Origin of the sequence: uncultured Hyphomicrobium sp. (assembly GCF_902826555.1) — a bacterium.
In the GTDB taxonomy this organism is placed as follows: Bacteria; Pseudomonadota; Alphaproteobacteria; order Rhizobiales; family Hyphomicrobiaceae; genus Hyphomicrobium_C.
Map to the genome: position 1 here is coordinate 34518 of NZ_CADEFI010000001.1, position 20155 is coordinate 54672.

Genomic DNA, 20155 nt, shown 5'->3' on the forward strand with positions numbered 1-20155 from the left:
CGACGGGGCGGGCGCGGTCAGGCTAAGGTTAAGCCCTCAGATTCACCGGCGCGTTGACCTCCGGCATGCAGGACACAGCTTCCGATCCCAGTCGTGAGGCCGCACATCGGCGAGAGCTGATCGCGACCTTCTCTGCGCTCGTGCTCGTGCTGCTGCTGGCGTCCCTCGACCAGACCATCGTCGCCACGGCGTTGCCGATCATCGTCGATGAAATCGGCGGACTTTCACACCTGTCGTGGATCGTCACCGCGTACCTGCTCTCGAGCACCGTCGTGGTGCCGCTGTACGGCAAGCTCGGCGATCTCTACGGGCGGCGAGTCGTGCTGCAGGCGGCCATCGCCATCTTCCTCGCGGGATCCCTGCTCTGCGGGCTGGCGCAGAACCTGCCGGAGCTGATCGTCTTCCGTTTCCTGCAGGGGCTCGGAGGCGGCGGGCTGATCGTCACTGCCATCGCCGTCGTCGGCGATATCGTGCCGCCGCGCGAGCGTGGCCGGTACCAGGGCTTCTTTGGCGGCGTGTTCGGGCTTTCGACGGTGCTGGGGCCGCTGCTCGGCGGGTTCATCGTCGATCAGTTTTCCTGGCGCTGGATCTTCCTCATCAACCTGCCGCTCGGGCTGCTTGCACTGGGCGTGATCAACAGGACTTTCCGCGTCACCACGCGCAAGACGGCGGCGGAGATCGACTATCCGGGTGCCATCCTGCTGGCGCTGGCCTTGACCTCGATCGTGCTGGTGACAAGCCTCGGCGCGACGCTTGCCAGCGAGGCGCCGGTCAGCCTGTTCGCGATCTCCATACTGGGCGTGCTGTCGCTGGCGGGATTTCTCTACGCGGAGACGCAGGCGGCGGATCCGCTATTGCCGCTGTCACTGTTCCGCGTGCGCGCGTTCGTCATCGGCACTTCGGTGGGTCTCATCGTCGGCATGGCGCTGTTCGGCTCGATCACGCTGCTGCCCGTCTATCTGCAGGTGGTGAAGGGGCTCGATCCGACGAGTGCTGGCCTGCACATGACGCCAATGATGCTTGGCGTGTTCGCGAGCTCGATCGCGAGTGGGCAGATCATCAGCCGCTGGGGGCGTTACAAGATTTTTCCGGTCGCCGGTACGGCGGTGATGACGTTGGCGCTGTTTCTGCTGTCGACCATCGAGCTCGAGACCTCGACGCGCACGGCGGCTGGCTACCTTCTGATGCTCGGACTCGGCCTCGGCATGGTGATGCAGATCCTGGTGATGGCTGTGCAGAACGCGGTGCCCTACGAGCGGCTTGGCGTCGCGACGAGCGGCACGACGCTGTTCCGCTCCATCGGCGGGTCGGTGGGCGCGGCGCTGTTCGGCGCCATTTTCGCTTATGTCCTCGAAGGCGACGTCAGGGGCGCGCTGCCCGGCGCCGAGGCGGTTCTCAATCCGGCGGAGATCGCCAAGCTCGTGGAGCCGGCCCGGTCGCAATATCTTGCCGAATTCGTCAAGGCGCTGCATCCCGTCTTCCACACGGCGACGGCGCTGTCGTTCGTCGCCTTCCTGCTGGCGCTCGCCATCAAAGAGGTGCCGCTGCGTAGCTCCATCACGCCGGAGCCGATCACGGACGCGCTGCCTCTGCCGCGCGATGCGAAGTCGCTCGAAGAGCTGAAGCGCATCGTTTCGCGCGTGACGGCGCGTGAGAACCGCTGGCGCGTCTACCAGCGTGCAGCGGAACGCACCGGCCTCAAGCTCGAGCCCGACGAGCTGTGGTTGTTCGCCCGCATCGGCGAAAATCACGGCCGGGCGACGCGCGAGGATCTCGTTCGTCTCCTGCGCATCAACGACGCACAGTGCGAGGATCTTCTGGGGAGGCTCGTCGGTGCGGGCATGGCTGGCCGCAACGGGGCTGGTCTCTACGAGCTGACGGCAGAGGGGCGGGCCGGCTACGAGCGCCTGCTGAAGCGGCGTGAAACGGATCTCGAGGAGATGCTGGCCGACTGGAACCGCAACGAGCACCCGGACGTGCGCGCGATGATGCGGGAGCTGGCGAAATCCTTCGCGAGCGCGCCACCGCTGCGTGTGTGAGAATCGTGATGGGTGCGATGGATGGAGGCCACGGCCGGAATCGAACCGGCGTATACGGATTTGCAGTCCGCTGCGTCACCACTCCGCCACGTGGCCTCAGGCTCGATCATCCGCGGGAGGGAAATCTCCCCGCCGGTGGGTCTCGGGCAATATCGGGAGACGGCCGATACGGCCGCTCCTGGCGTGCGGGAGCCATCTATCATAGAGACGAAGCCGTATACAAGCACGGTATCATCATGACGCCTGATTGAGGAGTTTCAGCGGTGCGGGGCGCGGTACGTGCGGCGGCGCGACGGGGCTTCGAGCATCTCGAGGCGCTGGCGGCGCGCGCAAAGCGGGACGGCATCGCGCTCTATCTCGCGGCCCGCGACCGGCGGGTTTCCTGGGCGGTGCGGGCGTTTGCGGTTCTGGTGGCGGCCTACGTGCTGTCGCCCATCGATCTCATTCCCGATTTCATTCCGGTCATCGGTTTCCTCGACGAGCTCATCCTGCTGCCGCTGCTGGTCGCCGTCATCGTGCGGTTTGTCGACCCGGCGGTCATGGCCGAGCTCAGGGCAGAGGCAGCACGGCGCGCCGAGCGTCCGACGAGCCTGCTCGGGGCGGCAATCATCGTGGGGGTCTGGACGATACTGGCCGGGCTCGCGGTGTGGGTGCTCTGGCCGCGCGCGGCCTAGTTCTTTTGTCGCTCGCACACCGATGTTGCGGGCGGTGGCCGGGCGGGCGGACATCGCGTATGTTTCGGAAGCTTCGCGTGCGTCCCGGTGCGGACCGGAGCACTCCAATCATTCGGGAGGATGCAGTGGATTACGCCATTCAACGCAAGAACATGGTCGAATCGCAGGTGCGGCCGAGCGATGTCACCGACAGGCGTATCATCCGTGCAATGCTCGATCTGCCGCGCGAAGCCTTCGTGCCCGAGCGGTTCCGCACACTGGCGTACATGGACGGGCCGGTTCCATTGACTGCCGCCGAGGGTAGCGGCCCGCGGCGCACCCTGCTTCCGGCGCGCACGCTGGCCAAGCTCGTGCAGGCGGGCGAAATCGATCCGGCCGGGACGGTGCTGGTCGTGGGAGCGGGGACGGGCTATGGCGCGGCGCTTCTCGCCAAGCTTGTGGCGAGCGTCGTGGCGCTCGAGAGCGATGCCGGGCTCCTTGCGAAGGCGCGCGAAACACTGCCTGCGGTCGGCGCCGAGACGGTCGTTCTCTCGGAAGGCGGACTGGCGCAAGGGTGCGCGAACGAGGGGCCTTACGACATGATCCTCGTCGAGGGCGCGGTCGACGAGGTGGCACCGGATCTGCTCGATCAGCTGAAGGACGGTGGAAGGCTTGTCACGGTTGTCGGCCGCGGCGCGGCGGGGCGCGCGACGGTTTGGCGCCGCAACGGTTCAACCTTCGGCGCTGCGGTCATTTTCGATGCGTCAGCGGACGTTCTTCCGGGATTCGAGAAGGCCCGGGCGTTCGCCTTTTGATTTTTGCCGGAGGGGGGCTTGCAAGTGAGCGTCCCGCGTTTACCGCTTGGCTTGTGCGTCGGCGGATCCCCCGTGGTCGTCGTTCAATTTTTATTATTTACTATCAATGGCTTGCGGCAGGCTTCCGTGCGCTTTCCGGCGTGGGGACTGGTTAAGGCACGCAGGGCGTGTGTGGGAATGCGGCCACGCACTCAACCACATGTACGGAAAGGCCTCTTGGCCGCCTTCTGCGAATCAAGTTCGTGCTCTACTAAGTGCGATGGGCTCAGTTGGGCTCGCGGCGTTTATCTTGCGTTTTGTAATCAGTCCGTCGTTGGAAATCGCCAAGGCAAGTGCTGGGGTTAGATTTGCTGGATCTGATACGGATTTCGCGACTTGCTGTTCTTGCCGCCACAGCAGCGGCGGGTGTCGTGGGACTCTGTCCGTCGGCGGTGCGCGCAGAGAGCCTCAACGAAGCTCTGGCGGCGGCCTACGAGTACAATCCGCAACTCGACGCAGAGCGTGCGCGGCTCAGGGCGACGGACGAGGAAGTGACGCGGGCGCGGTCCGGCTACCGTCCCGTCATCACCGGCAATGCCGACATCAATTACGACTGGACCAAGCAGCGCGGAAGCGCCGCCACCATCGGCACGCAAGAGCAAGAGCTGAAGCCGGGCGGCTACTCGATCGACGCGGTGCAGCCGATCTTCAGCGGCTTCAGAACGATCAACTCCGTCAACGAGCAGGAAGCCAACGTCCGTGCCGCGCGGGAGACGCTGCGCTCGGTCGAGCAGAGCGTGCTGCTCAGTGCCGTGACGTCGTTCATGGACGTGGTGCGCGATCAGGCCATCGTGCGGTTGCGCGAGAACAACGTCACCGTGCTCTCGCGCGAGCTCAAGGCGACGGAAGATCGCTTTGCCGTAGGTGAGGTCACGCGTACGGACGTGGCGCAGGCGCAGGCGCGCCGGGCGGGCGCCGTTTCGGCTCTCGATCTCGCGAAAGCCAATCTCAAGACCAGCCGCGCTACCTTCGAGCGCGTGGTCGGTCATGCTCCGGGAAGCCTCGTCGAGCCGCGTGGGTTCGAGCGCTATCTGCCGACGTCGCTGGATGAGGCAACCCGCATCGGAACGCACGAGAACCCGGCCGTGGTCAACGCCCTCTATCTCGAGCAGGCGGCCAAGTTCGGAGTCGACAGAATCCGCGGCGAGCTGCTGCCGAGCGTGCAGCTCGAAGCTCAGTACTCGGACCGCTTCGAGACATCGCAGCTCATCAACGAGTCGGAGAACGCCACCGTGACCGGCCGGTTGACCGTGCCGATCTACGAGGGTGGCGAGATCTACGCGCGCGTCCGCCAGCAGAAGCATATTCACATCAGCCGGCTGCAGGAAATCGAGCAGGCGCGCAGCGAATCCGAAGAGCAGGTCGTTGCGGCCTGGTCGCAGCTGCTCGCGGCGCGGGCGCAGGTGCAGTCCGACCAGTCGCAGGTGGATGCCAACACGACGGCGCTCACCGGCGTTCGCGAGGAAGAGCGGGTCGGGCAACGGACCCTGCTCGATGTCCTCAACGCCGAGGTGGAACTTCTCAACTCGCAGGTGCAGCTCGTATCGACGCGGCGCAACGTCGTGGTGTCGAGCTACGCGGTTCTGGCCTCGGTCGGACGGCTCGATGCTGTGAATCTTGGGTTCACATCCGTCGCGTACGATCCTGAGGCGCACTATCAAGAAGTTCGGCGTAAGCCCTGGGGAACTTCGATAACTCACTCGGACGGTCGTACCGAGGAGCTGCCGCCTCCGCCCGAAGGCGCCGACCCCGTTAAATAAATCTCCTTGAGCAAGGCAGGCGGGATGGGTTAGCTGAGCGCTGCCCTGCTCGTCGATTTGTGTTGTGCTGTGGCTTTGCCACATCGTTGCCCACTATGGCGCTTAGCTTTGTGCGCGGTGGGAGTCCCACACACAACTTTTGGATGAGCGGGAGTGCTTCGTCTGCCGGGCACGGGGTGTTTGCCGGCGCGAGCACAGTGACTACCTCGTTGCGGGCGCGCAACCGGGGCCGGGGCGGCCGCACATTTTCGCGGGTGTTCCAATACGGGGCGGGATCCCTGCGGGGGGATGCCGGCACTGCTTATCGTGGGTGCGTAGGGAGTGGCGTAATGAACATGACCGAGAAGAACGGCCAGCCAAGCATGGAGGAGATCCTTGCGTCTATCCGCAGGATCATTGCCGAAGAACCCGTAAGTCACGCTCATAACGGCGAATTGCGCGGAACGCCGATTATGCTCAAGGGCGATAGCGCGCTCGAGGATGCCGCCGAATTCGATTTGCCTGCGATCTTCCGGTCGTCGCCCCCGCCGCCGACCGAGCGCTCGACGCCGCTCCTGGGCCGTCTCACCGACGCGATCCGCAGTGCCACGACATCCGCTTCCGAACTGCGTAACGGCGCCAACGGCGAAGACTACGCTGGGCATTCGGCCGAGCTCGGCTCGGGCGTAACGGACGGCGGCCTGTCCTCCCTCAAGTCGCCGCGTCCCGATTCGGCTCCCGTGGAGCCGCTGCGGCCTCTCAACGGCATTGGACACGAGGTGTCCGCGCCATCGGCTTATTCCACGCCATCGGCGCCCGTCGCGGCTGCCTCCAGCTCCGGCCCGCCCGAGGAGCCGAAGCGTGTGATGGCGCCCTTCAAAGATACGCATTTCATGCGGATGGCGACGCCGGCTGGCGGGGCTTCGGCTCCTGCTCCGTCTCCTTCTCCGGCGGCGGCCGCGCCGCTCCCGCCTGAAGCCGGAAAGCCCGTCGATTTCGGGACCATCATACCGGGGCAGTTTGATCGCGCTTCGCTTGCGAGCGGGCAGGCTGCGACCCCGCAGACGTTCGCGGCGCCAGAGCCCACGATCGCTCCTCCGCCGCATGTGGCGCCTGTGATCATGCCGCCGCCGCCGCTGCCGCATGCCGATCAGAATGCGCTTGTCGTGGTCCCGCCAGGTGGCGAGGAAACGGGGTCGATCGAGGACACGACGGCCGATTTGCTGAGGCCGATGTTGCGCCAATGGCTCGCCGACAACATGCCCCGCATGGTCGAGAAGGCGCTTCACATCGAGATCGCCGAGAGCATCAAGGCGCCGAAAAAGCCTTGAGAAGCGGAGCTTGGCTCGCGCACGTGCCGTAAATCCGGAGTTCGCCTCGAAATCGTCGCACGCTTTGTTGAGCATAATGCGATTGAGGTGCGGATAGCGCGGTCGAGACGCATTGAAGCCTTCCCGGCACCGGGGTACGTCTTCTTTATGAAACGAGATTCATTTTGCCACTCGATTGCAGCGCCGGGCAAAGCGAATTGCCGGGTGCCGCCGGGTGACATGCAGATCTGCGGCAGGTAGGGCATGAACAGACCGGATAAGGCCGGCGAGCCGAGCATGGAGGAGATCCTGGCGTCGATCCGCCAGATCATCGCCGACGGGCCGTCGGCCGATCAGCCTGAGCCGGCGATCGAGGCCAATCCGCTCGTGCCGCAGTCATACGCGAGCAGCAAACCCGCCGACGCACCGGTTCCGCTGGCGGACCGGCTGAGTGGCGTTCTCAAAGGTGGCCAGCTGACGCCGACGAGTCCGCTCGGCTCCAAGCGGCCGCTATCGTTCGATCAGGACCTCGCCGACATGTTCGACGAGCAGGATACGCCCAACGGCAACGCGGTGGCCGCGCCGAAGCCGGACATGCGCGTGCCGGCGGGACTCTCTCATCCCATGGCGGCGAAATCGTTCGTGTCCCAGAAGCCGGAGAGCGCGAAGCCTGCTGCCGTGGACGAGGCTGCAGTGCTGCCGCCGCATTTCGCGCCGTCCGAGCCGCTCATTCCACCGCCGCCATTCGGCGGAGCAGACAAACCCGCGGAGGCCCCTCCGCCTCCGAAGGCGTTCGGATTTCCGCCGCTCAGGAAAGCGAGCTTCTATCCACCGCAGTCCGCTGCGCCTGCTGTCGCGCCAGCGCCTGCGCAGGCGGATGCTCTGCCAGTTTCGCGCGCCGCGGACCTCGATGCGACATCGCCGAATTCTGCGGGCGAGCGTTCGTCGGCAACGACGCCGGCACATGTGGAAGAGGCGTTGAAGCGTCTCGAAGGGTTCGGTTCGCCCGCCGCTGTTCCTGCGTCCACCACCGGCGAAGCAGAGCGCGCGCCGATTGCATCGCCGGTCGAGAATTCGCCGCAGGCGTCGTCGCCCGCGAACGGGCTGGGGTCGCATGCCGAACCGGCCGCGCCGAGCTTTGCATTCGGTGGCGATCCGGCGCGCCGCGATCCGCCGCGGTCCTTCATTCCATCGTCTCCGTTTCCTCCTTCGTCCGGTTTCGCCGCGTCTCCGGTCTCGCCGACACCCGCGGCCGCGCCATCGGCGCAACCCGTGCTGGACAGCGCGCCGCCCATCACGCAGCCGTACACCGCGCCACCGAAGCCGCTTGGCGACGTGGACAATCGGACCGTTGAAGCGCCGCGTGGGCCGACGTTCGAGACGCGGCCTGTCGAACCGCGGCCCGTGGATGTGAAACCCGCCGAAAGCCGGATGTTCGCGAGCCAGCCGGCCGAACCGCCGCGCGCTTATGCGGATCCGTTCGCGCAGACCGCCCGGCCTGCGCCGGGTTACGGCGAGCCGCAGCGCTTCAATGCCGAGCCCGGCATGAGTTCGGCCGCTGCCCATCAGGCCCTCGATGCGCTGGCCCAAGGGCTCGCCGCGTCGGCGGCCGCCAGCTCCGCGCCCGTGGAGCCGGTGTCGCCCGCCATCCCGCTGACGCCGGTGTTCGAAGCGCCGGAGCCCGAGTACAGGGCGCAGCCCGTGCCGTCGCCGTCATCGTCGACGCTTCCGGCTCCGCTGGCTTCGCCAGGCTCCCTGCCGGTCAACAGAACCCTCGAAGACGCGGTCGCGGACATGCTGAGACCCATGCTGCAGCAATGGGTTGCCGACAACATGCCGCGCATCATCGAGCGCGCTCTCCGGACCGAGGTCGCCAAGTCGGTCAAGCCGGGGCACAAGCCGCCCGGCATGTGACGGGGCCGTGACGCAGATCAGCGTGCAAACTGCACTCTCGCCCTGGGCTGCCAGCGCCCGGCGCCGGCCGCTGCCAATTGACAGGCGGCAAGCGGGTTCGTAGGACGCCTGCTCTCTTCCTCTTGGTTTTTCGGGCCCGTTATCGGAAAACCGCTTTCCTGGTTTCCGCACGCACTCCTTCCATCCGTAAAGGCAGCCCTGCCCCATGCTCGACAAGACCTATCAGCCCGCAGAGATCGAGCCGCGCATCAACGAGGCGTGGACCAAGGCGGACGCGTTCCGCAGCGGGCGGCCGGACCGGGCAGGCGCGCCGCCCTATTCCATTGTCATTCCGCCGCCGAACGTCACCGGCTCGCTGCACATGGGGCACGCGCTCAACAACACGCTGCAGGACGTGCTGGTGCGCTTCGAGCGCATGCGGGGCCGCGATGTGCTGTGGCAGCCGGGCACGGACCATGCCGGCATCGCCACGCAGATGGTGGTCGAGCGGCAGCTCATGGAGCGCCAGCAGCCGGGGCGGCGCGAGCTTGGGCGCGAGGAGTTCGTGCGCCGGGTCTGGGAATGGAAAGAGGAGAGCGGCTCCACCATCGTCAATCAGCTGAAGCGGCTCGGGGCTTCGTGCGACTGGTCGCGCGAGCGCTTCACCATGGACGAAGGGTTGTCGCGCGCCGTCATCAAGGTGTTCGTCGAGTTGTTCCGGCAGGGGCTCATCTACAAGGACAAGCGGCTCGTCAACTGGGATCCGAAGTTCCAGACCGCGATCTCGGACCTCGAGGTGGTGCAGATCGAGAAGAAGGGGTCGTTTGTCTGGGCGGATGGCGATCCGGAGAAACCGTTCGACGCGGAGGCGCTGGCGAAGGTTCTGAAGAAGGATCCTTCGGGGCACATGTACCACTTCCGCTATCCGCTGGCGAAGAAGGTCAAGGGCTATGACAAGGACTACATCGTCGTGGCGACGACGCGGCCGGAGACGATGCTCGGCGACACGGGCGTCGCGGTGCATCCCGAGGACGAGCGCTACGCGGCGCTGATCGAGGCGGGGGCGAAAGTGCGCCTGCCGCTGGTCGGGCGCGACATCCCGATCGTCGCCGACGAATACTCCGATCCCGAGAAGGGCACGGGCGCGGTGAAGATCACGCCCGCGCACGACTTCAACGACTTCGAGGTCGGCCGCCGGCATGATCTGGCGAAGATCAACGTGCTCGATGCGTTCGGGCGGATCGTCGACGGCGAGGATGTGCCGAAGGCCTATCGCGGTCTCGCCCGGTTCGAGGCGCGGCGCCGGGTGGTCGCCGATCTCGCAGCGCTAGGGCTGCTGGCCAAGATCGAGCCGACGACGCATACGGTGCCGCACGGCGACCGCTCGAACGATGTCATCGAGCCCTGGCTTACGGACCAGTGGTACGTCAACGCGGGCGAGCTTGCGAAGCCGGCGATCGCGGCCGTGGAGAGCGGCAAGACGACGTTCGTGCCGAAGAACTGGGAGAAGACCTACTACGAATGGATGCGCAACATCGAACCCTGGTGCATCTCGCGTCAGCTCTGGTGGGGACACCAGATTCCGGCGTGGTACGGCCCGGACGGGCATGTTTTCGTCGCCTATGACGAGGAGGAGGCGCGCGCCGCGGCGGAGACGCACTATGCAGGCTCCAATGCGCCGCTCACGCTCACGCGCGACGAGGATGTGCTCGACACCTGGTTCTCGTCGGCGCTGTGGCCGTTCTCGACGCTCGGCTGGCCGGACGAGACCGAGGAGCTCAAGCTCTATTATCCGACGAGCGTGCTCGTCACCGGCTTCGACATCATCTTCTTCTGGGTCGCCCGCATGATGATGATGGGGCTGCACTTCATGAAGGAGGTGCCGTTCCACACGGTCTATATCCATGCCCTGGTCCGCGACGAGAAGGGCCAGAAGATGTCGAAGTCGAAGGGCAACGTCATCGACCCGCTGGCGCTGATCGACAAGTACGGCGCGGACGCGTTGCGCTTCACGCTTGCCGCCATGGCCGCGCAGGGGCGCGACATCAAGCTCGCGCCGGCGCGCGTCGAGGGTTACCGCAATTTCGCGACCAAGCTCTGGAATGCGGCGCGCTTCGGCGAGATGAACGAGTGCGTGCGGCAGTTCGACTTCGATCCGCATTCGGTGACGCATACGCTCAACCGCTGGATCGTCGGCGAGACGGAGCGGGCGGCGAACGCCGTCACGGCGGGGCTCGAGGGATACCGCTTCAACGAGGCGGCCGGCGCCATCTACGAGTTCGTCTGGGGCGTCTACTGCGATTGGTATCTCGAGCTGATCAAGCCGATCCTCGCCGGCGACGACGAGCAGGCGATTGCGGAGACGCGCGCCTGCACGGCGTGGGTGCTCGATCAGTGCCTCAAGCTGTTGCACCCGTTCATGCCGTTCATCACCGAGGAATTGTGGGCACACATGGTGGAGCATGGGGAGCGCCGGCTGTCGCTGCTTTGCCTCTCGGAGTGGCCGCGGCTTTCGGGGCTCTCCAGCTCGACGGCAGACGAGGAGATCGGCTGGGTGGTGCGCCTGGTCTCGGAGGTGCGCTCCGTGCGGACGGAGATGAACGTGCCGGCGGGCGCAAAAATTCCGCTCGTGCTCACGGGCGCGAGCGAGGGAACGGTGGCGCGGGCGCGGCGTCATGACGAGACCATCCGGCGGCTGGCGCGCCTCGATGGCATCACCATCGCGGACACGGCGCCCAAAGGGGCGGCGCTGATCGTGATCGGAGAGGCAACCGCCGCGCTTCCGCTCGAAGGCGTTATCGACATGGGGGCGGAGCGCAAGCGGCTCTCGAAGGAGATCGAAAAGGCCGAGGGCGATCGCAACAAGGCGGCGACGTGGCTCGGCAACGATGCCAATGTCGCCAAGTCGCCCGAGCACGTGGTGGAGCTCAATCGCGAGCGTGTGGCGGAGGCGATGGACCGCATCGCACGGCTTACCGCGGCGCTGAAGCGCATCGAGGGTTAGGCTCTCGTCCTTCGATTGTTTGCTCAGAGTGTCATCCTAGGCCTTGTGCCTGGGATCCAGTCCGCGTGGACCTGGATTGCGCTTCGGCGGTGCATCGGTGCGGAGCCGTGGATCCTCGGGACAAGCCCGAGGATGACAGGGGGCTGTGCCGGATCAGAGCGACGGCGTGGCGGGGACAGTGCGCAGGCGCAGCTCGGTGAGCTTCCATTCGATGCCGCGCAGCTTCAGGAGGCCGACGTAGTGGCGTGTCGGATCGTTGCGGTCCGCCATCTCGATCTCGAACACAGTCGGTGAATGGAACTCGGCGCGTTTGACGCGTTTCCAGAAGCCGATGACGCGCTCGTTCCAGGGCATGGCGTCGATGGCGGCCTGCTCGCCTGAAATGTTCTCGCGATAGAACTGGCGGACACCGAACAGCTGCGGCAGGCCTTCGGGCGTCACGTAGCTCTCGATCATGTTGTCGACGGCACGGCGCGAGATGCCGTTCTTGATCCGCTGCCATAGGCCGACGGTCGGGCCACGTGCGCCCGGTGCCACGACGGGCGTCGGGCCGATGGCGTACTCGAGCATCGACTGGCGCAAAGTCTCGCGAACAGTCGGCCATTCGAGCTTGGCCTCGATGTAGGGCGCGTTGCTGGTGCGGACAGCCTCCCGGATGGTCCAGACGGTCAGCAGCGGATAGGCGATGTAGGCGGCAGCCAGCGCGAAGCCGGCGGCGAGGGCGAATAGAAGCTTTTTCATCAATGGATACTGGGAGACCTCTGGCACCCCGGCGTGTCGTTTACCAATAGGCCTGATGATTTGGGCGTTGTTCTGGCAGCTGCTGCACTCACCAGTTGCGGCAATGTTGCCCCAATCTTCCGCGGATTTGTCTTTAGGCGGCCCCAGTCGAGCCCACGATCGGCCGGGATCGGGTGCTTAGGTAGCATCGCAGAGGCGGGATGCCGAAGGGATGGTTTTCCGGCCGCTGCTCGAACTGTGATCCCAAGGCCACGCTGGTCGAATACTCCTAAAAAACGGGGGGCTGAGTTAGGGATGTTGCCTGATCGACACGCAATCCGGGCCGATATGCCTCGTTTGGGCCACAAATGAGAGCGACGAAAGGTTCATGGACACCGGAAGCTTGCGGGGGCTTCAGGTTCGGAATGGGCGGATCGCGTGTATTGGCGTCCGCAGATCCATTTTGCCGATGCGGCCTTATCGAAGAGACATACGCCCGCTCTTGACCGGGGGCTTCGCACACACCACGTGCGGCGCCCTTGTCAGGAAGTCATAGAGCGATTGGACGTGAGTTAATGGACGCGAAGACGTTCGACAAAAGAAAGCTGCCGAGCCGGCATGTCACGGAGGGGCCGTCGCGCGCGCCTCACCGGTCCTATTACTATGCCATGGGGCTCACCGAAGAAGAGATTCATCGCCCGTTCGTCGGCGTTGTCTCCTGCTGGAACGAATCCGCGCCCTGCAACATCGCGCTGCAGCGCCAGGCGCAGTCGGCCAAGGCCGGCGTAAAGGACGGCGGCGGCACGCCGCGCGAGTTCTGCACCATTTCCGTGACCGACGGCATCGCCATGGGACACCAGGGCATGAAGTCGTCGCTCGTCTCCCGCGAAGTGATCGCGGACTCCATCGAACTCACGATGCGTGGCCACAGCTACGATGCGATGGTCGGCATTGCGGGCTGCGACAAGAGCCTGCCCGGCACCATGATGGCGATGCTGCGCCTCAACGTGCCGTCGGTCTTCATGTACGGCGGGTCGATCCTACCGGGTCGCTACAAAGGTCACGACGTGACGGTGCAGGACGTCTTCGAAGGCGTCGGCATGCATTCGGCCGGGCGCATGACCAACGACGAGCTGCATGAGCTCGAGTGCGTCGCGTGCCCGAGTGCGGGTGCGTGCGGCGGCCAGTTTACTGCCAATACGATGGCCTGCGTCTCGGAAGCGATCGGGCTGGCACTGCCGGGCTCGGCTGGCGCACCCGCGCCGTATCAGAGCCGCGACGAATACGCAGCCGAGAGCGGCAAGGCTGTCATGCGCCTCATCGCGCAAGGCATCCGGCCGCGTGACATCTGCACGCGCAAGGCCTTCGAGAACGCTGCGATCGTCGTTGCCGCGACCGGCGGCTCGACCAACGGCGCCCTGCATTTGCCGGCCATGGCGAACGAGTGCGGCATCGATTTCGACCTGTTCGACGTGGCCGAGATCTTCAAGCGCACGCCGTACATCGCCGACCTCAAGCCAGGCGGAAAGTACGTGGCCAAGGACGTGTTCGAGATCGGCGGCGTGCCGCAGATCCTGAAGGCGCTGCTCGAAGGTGGTGTGCTGCACGGCGATTGCCTGACGGTCACCGGCAAGACCATGGCCGAGAACCTCGCCTCCGTGACCTTCAACACGGAGCAGAAGGTCATTCTTCCGGTTTCCAATCCGATCAGCCCGACGGGCGGCGTCACCGGCCTCAAGGGCACGCTGGCGCCGGATGGTGCCATCGTCAAGGTTGCCGGTCTCAAGACCATGAAGTTCCGCGGTCCGGCGCGCTGCTTTGATTGCGAGGAAGACGCTTTCCGGGCCGTCGAGGCGCGTGACTACAAGGACGGCGAAGTGTTCGTCATCCGCTACGAGGGTCCGAAGGGCGGGCCCGGCATGCGCGAGATGCTGGCGACGACGGCGGCGCTCTACGGTCAGGGCGCCGGCGACAAGGTCGCGCTCATCACCGACGGCCGGTTCTCCGGCGCGACGCGTGGTCTTTGCATCGGTCACGTGGGGCCGGAAGCCGCGGTCGGCGGCCCGATCGGCCTCATCAAGGACGGCGACATCATCGATATCGACGCCGAGAAAGGCACGCTCGACCTTGAGGTCGAGCCGGCCGAGCTCGAGCGGCGGCGTAAAGCGTGGAAAGCCCCGCCAAATGCTTATCAGAGCGGGGCGATTAGAAAATTTGCAGATCAAGTGGGGCCGGCCCGGTATGGCGCCGTCACCCACGCAGGCGGGAAGGCGGAAGTTGTTTGCTATGCGGACATCTAGGCTGATACTCGGATTGATATTCATCGCGTGCGTGCCGTTCGCGGCTGTCGCGCAATCGACATCGTTCACCTCGGCGCGCGAGGCGCTGCGTCAAGGCGTCAGCGCATACCAGGGCGGCTACTACGAGCTGGCCATGCCGGCGCTGCAGTTCGCGGCGGATCGCGGGGAGTTCATGGCGAGCTACTATCTCGCCAAGATCTATCAGGACAGCACCGGGCCCTACACGGATCACGCAAAGGCCTACGCGCTGTTCGAGAAGATCGCCGACGACCATCTCGATGCCGATCCCGACGATCCGCGCGCACAATACGTCGGCAAGGCGCTGACGGCGCTCGCGGGCTATGTGCTGCGCGGGCTGCCGGAGATCGGGCTCGCCCCGGACGCCGAGCGGGCCGTGTTCTATCTCAAGAACGCATCGACCACGTTCAACGACGAAGACGCCCAGTTCGAGCTCGCCAAGCTGCAGCTCAAGGGCGAGGGCGTCGAGACGAACGTGCCGCTCGGCCGCCACTGGCTGTCGGTGTTGAGCCAGAACGGCCATGCGGGCGCGCAGGCGTTCTTCGCCGACCTGCTCTGGCGGGGCAAGCACGTGGAGCCGGATCCGGCCCGCGCGCTGGCCCTCATCGCGGTCGCTGTCGACAACGCTTCGCCGCAGGATGCGATGTGGATCGACGACATCTACCAGAACATCTTCTGCGGCGCGGCCGAAGGCACGCGCAAGCAGGCGACCGGCATCGTGGCGCAGTGGGGCAACCGCTATGGGCGCAAGCCTGCGGCGTCCTACGACCGCAGTGGGCTGCCCCAGCTTGCCGCAACTCCGGTCCGAACCTGCAAGAACGGCGAGCCGGTCGATATGATCCAGACGCAGGCCGAGGCATCGGCCCAGCGGCTGCCGGCCGTGCGTACGTTCGAGTATGGGACGATGGGCGGTCCGGCAAAATTGCGGGACATCAACGTGCCTGGGCCGGCGGCTCCCGCACAGCCGGTTTCGCCGGCGGCTCCGGTGGAGGCACGCTGAGACCGCGCAATTTCGATGCATCGAAGGGCGGGCCGAAAGGTCCGCCTTTTTGCTTTCCGGATCAGGTCAGGATGGTCCAGACGGGCGCGTGGTCGGAGGGCTTCTCCCAGCTGCGCGTGAATTTGTCGATGCCGGCGGATGAGAGCCGATCGGCGGCCTGCGGGGAGAGGAGCTGGAAGTCGATGCGGATGCCGTCGTCCTTCTGCCAGGCGCCGGCCTGGTAGTCCCAAAACGTGTAATGCCCTGGTCCGGGGTGGCAGGCGCGCACGGCGTCGAGGTAGCCAAGGTTTTCGAGGGCGCGGAACGCGGAGCGGCTCTCGGGTTGAAACAGTGCGTCGCCGCGCCAGGCTTCGGGGCGCTTGGCATCGCGCGGCTCCGGGATGACGTTGAAGTCCCCGCCGAGGACCACCGGCAGTTCTGATGCGAGCAGCGCGCGGGCATGGGCCTCGAGACGCGCCATCCAGCCGAGCTTGTAAGGGAATTTCTCGCTTCCGAGCGGATTGCCGTTCGGCAGGTAGATCGATGCGACGCGGAACGCGGTGCGGCCGTCGGCGACGGTTGCCTCGATGTAGCGCGCCTGCGCGTCGGATTCGTCGCCCGGCAATCCGCGCGCTATGTCTTCGAGCGGATGCAGCGAAAGCAGCGCCACGCCGTTGAAGCCTTTCTGGCCGTGGGTGGCGACATTGTAGCCGAGCTCAGTGAATGCCTCGGTCGGAAAGCCCTCGTCGACAGTCTTGATCTCCTGGAAGCACAGTACGTCGGGCTTGGTCTCGCGCACGTAGGCGAGCGCGCCTTCGATGCGGGCGCGGATACCGTTGATGTTCCAGGTGGTGATTTTCATGCGATGGGCAGCAGGCAGGAAGGACGGCGCCAGGGGTTCATAGCGAGAAGCTGGTGCCGCAGCCGCAGGAGGCGGTGGCGTTCGGATTCTGGATCTTGAAGGAGGCACCGATCAGGTCGTCGACAAAATCGATTTCGGAGCCGGTGAGATACTCGACCGAGATGGGATCAATCAGCACCTTGGCGCCGCCGTTGCCGATCACGAGGTCGTCGCCTGCGGTTTCGCCCACGAGATCGAACTTGTACTGGAAGCCCGAGCAGCCGCCGCCCTCGACGGAAATGCGCAGCATGGTGCCCTGCGGCTCGCCGGCCACGATCTCCTCGATCCGCCGCGCGGCGCGATCGGTCAGAGTGACGGCAGCGGTCTGGGACAGAGTTTCAGTCATGAACCATCCTCGAAGGCGGCTTTGCGTGCCGGTTGCGGCGGTCGCCCGGCGTCAGCAAAATCTGATACGAAGATAGTAATCGGCTGGTTCAAGTCAAATGGCGTGCGGCCGACCCCTCCAGGAATGGCTTTCGAGCAGTATGAGCAAGGCGAAGCAGGGCATAGCGGACTGTGAATCGGCATATGGCGGCGAACTCGAGCCGGGCGAGCGCGCACCGGCGCCCTATGCCGCGAGCGCAGTGCCGTCGCGGGGGCGGCGGTTCGCCGAGCCCGACTGTCCGACGCGCAGCCCGTTTCAGCGGGATCGCGATCGCATCCTGCATTCGACTGCGTTCCGCCGCCTGATCCACAAGACGCAGGTGTTCGTCTACCACGAGGGCGATCACTATCGTACACGGCTCACGCACAGCCTGGAGGTGGCGCAGATCGCGCGCACCATGTCGCGTCAACTGCGGCTCGACGAGGATCTGGCCGAGGCGCTCGCGCTCGCGCACGATCTCGGGCATCCGCCGTTCGGGCATGCGGGGGAGCGGGCGCTCGACAGGCTCATGAGCGGGTTCGGCGGTTTCGATCACAACGCACAGAGCCTGCGCGTCGTGATGGCGCTGGAGCGGAAGTATCTGGCGTTCGACGGTTTGAACCTCACCTGGGAGACGCTCGAAGGGCTCGCCAAACACAACGGGCCCATCGTGGGCGAGGATCACGCGCCGGTTCGCAAGGTGATCCGCGCGCTCGAAGACTGGCGGAGCCTCGAGCCGGCGCGCTGGGCGTCAGGGGAAGCGCAAGCGGCGGCTCTTGCGGACGACATCGCGTACGTGAGCCACGACATCGACGACGGCCTGCGCGCGGGGCTGCTCACTCTCGACGACTTGCGGGGTGCGCCGCTCGCGGGCGCCATCGTTGCGGCGCTGCCCATTGCGGAAAGCCCGGGTGTGCGCGGCCGGCTCACTTACGAGGTGACGCGGCGCATGATCACGGTGCTGATCCAGGACGTCGTAGGGGAGAGCCGGATCCGGCTCGCGGCGCTCAAGCCTGGTTCTCCCGACGACATCCGTGCGACGGGGGATGCGGTCGTCGCCTTTTCGCCGCGCATGACGCGGGATCTCGCGTCACTCAAGGCGTTCCTGATGGAGCGCGTGTACCGAAGCCGCAAGGTGATGGACGTGATGGAAGAGGCGGAGGCGGTCATCGGGCGGCTGTTTGCGCGCTATCTCGCCGACCCCGGGGTGCTGCCGGATGCGTGGCGTGCGGCTCAGGACGGGCTTCGCCAGCGGGGGCGCGCGCGCGTGATCGCGGATTTCGTGGCCGGCATGACAGACCGCTACGCCATCGATCAGCACCGCCTCCTGTTTGACGGCAAGCCGGAATTGCGATAGCCGGGCCGATGCTTTTTTGCCCGCGCGGGCGAGGCGACAGACGCGCGACCTTCAGATGGTCGCGCGGCAACGATCAGATCAGGGCGCAATTTCATGAATGTGTTCGCGGAGGTGGAAGCCAGGGTTCTTGCTGCGCTCAAGGGGCTGCAAGCGAAAGGTATGCTGCCGGAGGACCTCGATTTCGGCGCCGTCGCCGTCGAGCAGCCGCGCGATTCTTCGCATGGCGACCTCGCCTGCAACGCCGCCATGGTGCTGGCCAAGGCCGCCAAGATGAAGCCGCGCGATATCGCGGAGGCGCTCTCGTCTTCTCTCAAAACCGATCCCGATGTCGCTTCGGCGGAGGTCGCGGGGCCGGGCTTTCTCAATCTGCGCATGCGCGACGGCTTCTGGCACGACGTAGTGGGCGCAATCCTCGCCCAGGGTCCGAAGTTCGGCGCGTCCGGCACGGGTGCGGGCGAACGTACGAACGTCGAGTATGTGTCGGCCAATCCGACCGGGCCGATGCACGTCGGGCATTGCCGGGGCGCGGTGTTCGGCGATGCGCTTGCCAATCTCCTGGCGTTTGCGGGCTACGACGTAACGCGCGAGTACTACATCAACGATGCGGGCGGGCAGGTGGATGTGCTCGCGCGCTCGGTGTTCCTGCGCTATCGCGAGGCGCTGGGCGAAGACATCGGCGAGATCCCAGCCGGGCTTTATCCTGGCGACTATCTGAAGCCGGTCGGCGCAGCGCTCGCAAAGGAGCACGGCGCCGCGCTCATCAATATGCCGGAGGAGCGGTGGCTGCCGCTGGTGCGCAGCTTCGCCATCGATCAGATCATGCCCATGATCCGGGATGATCTGGCTGCCTTGAACATCAGGCATGACGTGTTCTTCTCGGAGGCGTCGCTGACGCGCGGCGGGACCGACAAGGTGCAGGCTGCGGTCGCGGAGCTTCGCAAGCGGGGGCTCATCTTCGAGGGACGGCTCGAAAAGCCCAAGGGGCACGACGACGAGGAGTGGGAGGACCGGGAGCAAACGCTGTTCCGATCGACGGAGTATGGCGACGAGGCCGACCGGGCGCTCATGAAATCCGACGGCACCTACACATACTTCGCCGGCGACGTGGCCTACCACTACGACAAGCTCCAGCGCGGCTTTCGCCACCTGATCAATGTCTTCGGAGCCGATCACATCGGCTACATCCCGCGCATGTTGGCGACGATCGCGGCGTTCACGGACGGCCAGGTCGAACGCGATGCAAAGGGCAAGCTCAAGCACTGGCATACGACGGGCGGCACGGCGGATCTCGACATCAAGGTCGTGAACCTTGTGAAGCTGTTCAAAAACGGCGAGCCGTACAAAATGTCGAAACGTGCGGGCACGTTCGTGACGCTGCGCGACGTGGTGGACGAGGTGGGGGGCGATCCCGTGCGCTTCATGATGCTCTATCGCAAGGAGCTCGAGCCGCTGGACTTCGACTTTGCCAAGGTCACGGAGCAGTCGAAGGACAACCCGGTATTCTACGTTCAGTACGCTCACGCACGGGCCGCGTCGGTGTTGCGCAATGCACGCGAGGCTTTCGCGGATCTCGAGTTCGTGCGCGACGGGACGGTCAGCGCCGACCTGGCGCTCCTGACGGATGCGGGTGAGCTCGATCTGATCAAAAAGGCGGCCTTCTTTCCGGCCCTGATCGAGGGCGCGGCCCGCGCCCATGAGCCGCATCGGCTCGCCTTCTATCTCTATGATTTGGCTTCCGCTTTTCACGGCCATTGGACGCGAGGCAATGATTTGCCACAATTGCGCGTTATCCAGGCCGACGATCGAGCGATAACGGCTGCTCGGTGTGCGCTCGTGGCGTCACTGCAGCAAGTGTTATCCTCAGGCCTTACGGTGCTCGGTGTCGGTGCGCCGGAGGCAATGCGCTAGAGTCCTGATTCGAGGGCTTTGACGGGGCGCATCGTTCGTCGAAGACTGCCTTGCGGCTTGTGGGGTAAGCGAATTGTTTTGGCGAGTTTTTTCGTCAAGGCTAATGTCCCGCCGAA

At 65.5% G+C, this 20155-nt stretch carries 14 protein-coding genes and 1 tRNA gene; 11 read left to right on the plus strand and 4 right to left on the minus strand.

The window, feature by feature from the left end:
* Positions 1 to 65 precede the first annotated feature (65 nt).
* Positions 66 to 2039, plus strand: coding sequence for an MDR family MFS transporter (locus tag QZV93_RS00170; protein ID WP_295554954.1), 1974 nt, complete (start codon positions 66 to 68; stop codon positions 2037 to 2039).
* Between the two features lie 22 nt (positions 2040 to 2061).
* Here the strand turns inward: QZV93_RS00170 and QZV93_RS00175 are convergent.
* Positions 2062 to 2135, minus strand: a tRNA-Cys gene (locus tag QZV93_RS00175).
* Between the two features lie 221 nt (positions 2136 to 2356).
* Here QZV93_RS00175 and QZV93_RS00180 point away from each other — a divergent pair.
* From QZV93_RS00180 to QZV93_RS00205, 6 genes are all read left to right on the plus strand, one after another.
* Complete coding sequence (locus QZV93_RS00180) at positions 2357 to 2713, plus strand: DUF1232 domain-containing protein (protein WP_295555340.1); 357 nt, start codon at positions 2357 to 2359, stop codon at positions 2711 to 2713.
* A gap of 125 nt (positions 2714 to 2838) precedes the next feature.
* Positions 2839 to 3507 carry a protein-L-isoaspartate O-methyltransferase gene (locus tag QZV93_RS00185; protein ID WP_295554956.1) on the plus strand — a complete coding sequence of 223 codons (669 nt, stop codon included), beginning with the start codon at positions 2839 to 2841 and terminating at the stop codon, positions 3505 to 3507.
* Positions 3508 to 3917: 410 nt separating this feature from the next.
* The gene (locus QZV93_RS00190; protein WP_295554958.1) at positions 3918 to 5306 is read left to right on the plus strand and encodes a TolC family outer membrane protein; all 1389 of its coding nucleotides are present in this window, start codon (positions 3918 to 3920) and stop codon (positions 5304 to 5306) included.
* 329 nt (positions 5307 to 5635) lie between these two features.
* Positions 5636 to 6616 (plus strand): DUF2497 domain-containing protein, encoded by a 981-nt coding sequence (locus QZV93_RS00195; protein WP_295554960.1) that lies wholly within the window; start codon positions 5636 to 5638, stop codon positions 6614 to 6616.
* A 243-nt stretch (positions 6617 to 6859) separates the two neighbouring features.
* On the plus strand, positions 6860 to 8509 hold the full coding sequence (locus tag QZV93_RS00200) for a DUF2497 domain-containing protein (RefSeq protein ID WP_295554962.1): 1650 nt from the start codon (positions 6860 to 6862) through the stop codon (positions 8507 to 8509).
* Positions 8510 to 8714: 205 nt separating this feature from the next.
* Positions 8715 to 11492, plus strand: coding sequence for a valine--tRNA ligase (locus QZV93_RS00205; RefSeq protein ID WP_295554964.1), 2778 nt, complete (start codon positions 8715 to 8717; stop codon positions 11490 to 11492).
* A gap of 153 nt (positions 11493 to 11645) precedes the next feature.
* Here QZV93_RS00205 and QZV93_RS00210 read toward each other — a convergent pair whose 3' ends face one another.
* A complete protein-coding gene (locus QZV93_RS00210) occupies positions 11646 to 12233 on the minus strand; it encodes a DUF2939 domain-containing protein (RefSeq protein WP_295554966.1) in 588 nt (195 codons plus the stop codon).
* 554 nt (positions 12234 to 12787) lie between these two features.
* Here QZV93_RS00210 and ilvD point away from each other — a divergent pair.
* Together ilvD and QZV93_RS00220 are read left to right on the plus strand one after the other, a co-directional pair.
* Positions 12788 to 14512 carry a dihydroxy-acid dehydratase gene (ilvD, locus tag QZV93_RS00215; protein ID WP_295554967.1) on the plus strand — a complete coding sequence of 575 codons (1725 nt, stop codon included), beginning with the start codon at positions 12788 to 12790 and terminating at the stop codon, positions 14510 to 14512.
* 13 nt (positions 14513 to 14525) lie between these two features.
* Complete coding sequence (locus QZV93_RS00220; protein WP_295554969.1) at positions 14526 to 15530, plus strand: tetratricopeptide repeat protein; 1005 nt, start codon at positions 14526 to 14528, stop codon at positions 15528 to 15530.
* A 61-nt stretch (positions 15531 to 15591) separates the two neighbouring features.
* Here the strand turns inward: QZV93_RS00220 and xth are convergent, their stop codons facing one another.
* Together xth and erpA are read right to left on the minus strand one after the other, a co-directional pair.
* Positions 15592 to 16371 (minus strand): exodeoxyribonuclease III, encoded by a 780-nt coding sequence (gene xth / locus QZV93_RS00225; protein ID WP_295554971.1) that lies wholly within the window; start codon positions 16369 to 16371, stop codon positions 15592 to 15594.
* Between the two features lie 37 nt (positions 16372 to 16408).
* The gene (gene erpA / locus QZV93_RS00230; RefSeq protein WP_295554973.1) at positions 16409 to 16756 is read right to left on the minus strand and encodes an iron-sulfur cluster insertion protein ErpA; all 348 of its coding nucleotides are present in this window, start codon (positions 16754 to 16756) and stop codon (positions 16409 to 16411) included.
* A gap of 139 nt (positions 16757 to 16895) precedes the next feature.
* Here erpA and QZV93_RS00235 point away from each other — a divergent pair, with 139 nt between their 5' ends.
* Together QZV93_RS00235 and argS are read left to right on the plus strand one after the other, a co-directional pair.
* A complete protein-coding gene (locus QZV93_RS00235; protein ID WP_295554975.1) occupies positions 16896 to 18131 on the plus strand; it encodes a deoxyguanosinetriphosphate triphosphohydrolase in 1236 nt (411 codons plus the stop codon).
* Positions 18132 to 18224: 93 nt separating this feature from the next.
* Entirely contained in the window at positions 18225 to 20039 is a 1815-nt protein-coding gene (gene argS / locus QZV93_RS00240) for an arginine--tRNA ligase (protein WP_295554976.1), read from the plus strand.
* Positions 20040 to 20155 lie beyond the last annotated feature (116 nt).

Bases quoted from the DNA above. Each gene is read 5' to 3' on its own strand.
- QZV93_RS00170 (WP_295554954.1), top strand. From the start codon at position 66: ATGCAGGACACAGCTTCCGATCCCAGTCGTGAGGCCGCACATCGGCGA.
- xth (WP_295554971.1), bottom strand. From the start codon at position 16,371: ATGAAAATCACCACCTGGAACATCAACGGTATCCGCGCCCGCATCGAA.
- QZV93_RS00210 (WP_295554966.1), bottom strand. From the start codon at position 12,233: ATGAAAAAGCTTCTATTCGCCCTCGCCGCCGGCTTCGCGCTGGCTGCC.
- QZV93_RS00195 (WP_295554960.1), top strand. From the start codon at position 5,636: ATGAACATGACCGAGAAGAACGGCCAGCCAAGCATGGAGGAGATCCTT.
- argS (WP_295554976.1), top strand. From the start codon at position 18,225: ATGAATGTGTTCGCGGAGGTGGAAGCCAGGGTTCTTGCTGCGCTCAAG.
- QZV93_RS00200 (WP_295554962.1), top strand. From the start codon at position 6,860: ATGAACAGACCGGATAAGGCCGGCGAGCCGAGCATGGAGGAGATCCTG.
- erpA (WP_295554973.1), bottom strand. From the start codon at position 16,756: ATGACTGAAACTCTGTCCCAGACCGCTGCCGTCACTCTGACCGATCGC.
- QZV93_RS00235 (WP_295554975.1), top strand. From the start codon at position 16,896: ATGAGCAAGGCGAAGCAGGGCATAGCGGACTGTGAATCGGCATATGGC.
- ilvD (WP_295554967.1), top strand. From the start codon at position 12,788: ATGGACGCGAAGACGTTCGACAAAAGAAAGCTGCCGAGCCGGCATGTC.
- QZV93_RS00205 (WP_295554964.1), top strand. From the start codon at position 8,715: ATGCTCGACAAGACCTATCAGCCCGCAGAGATCGAGCCGCGCATCAAC.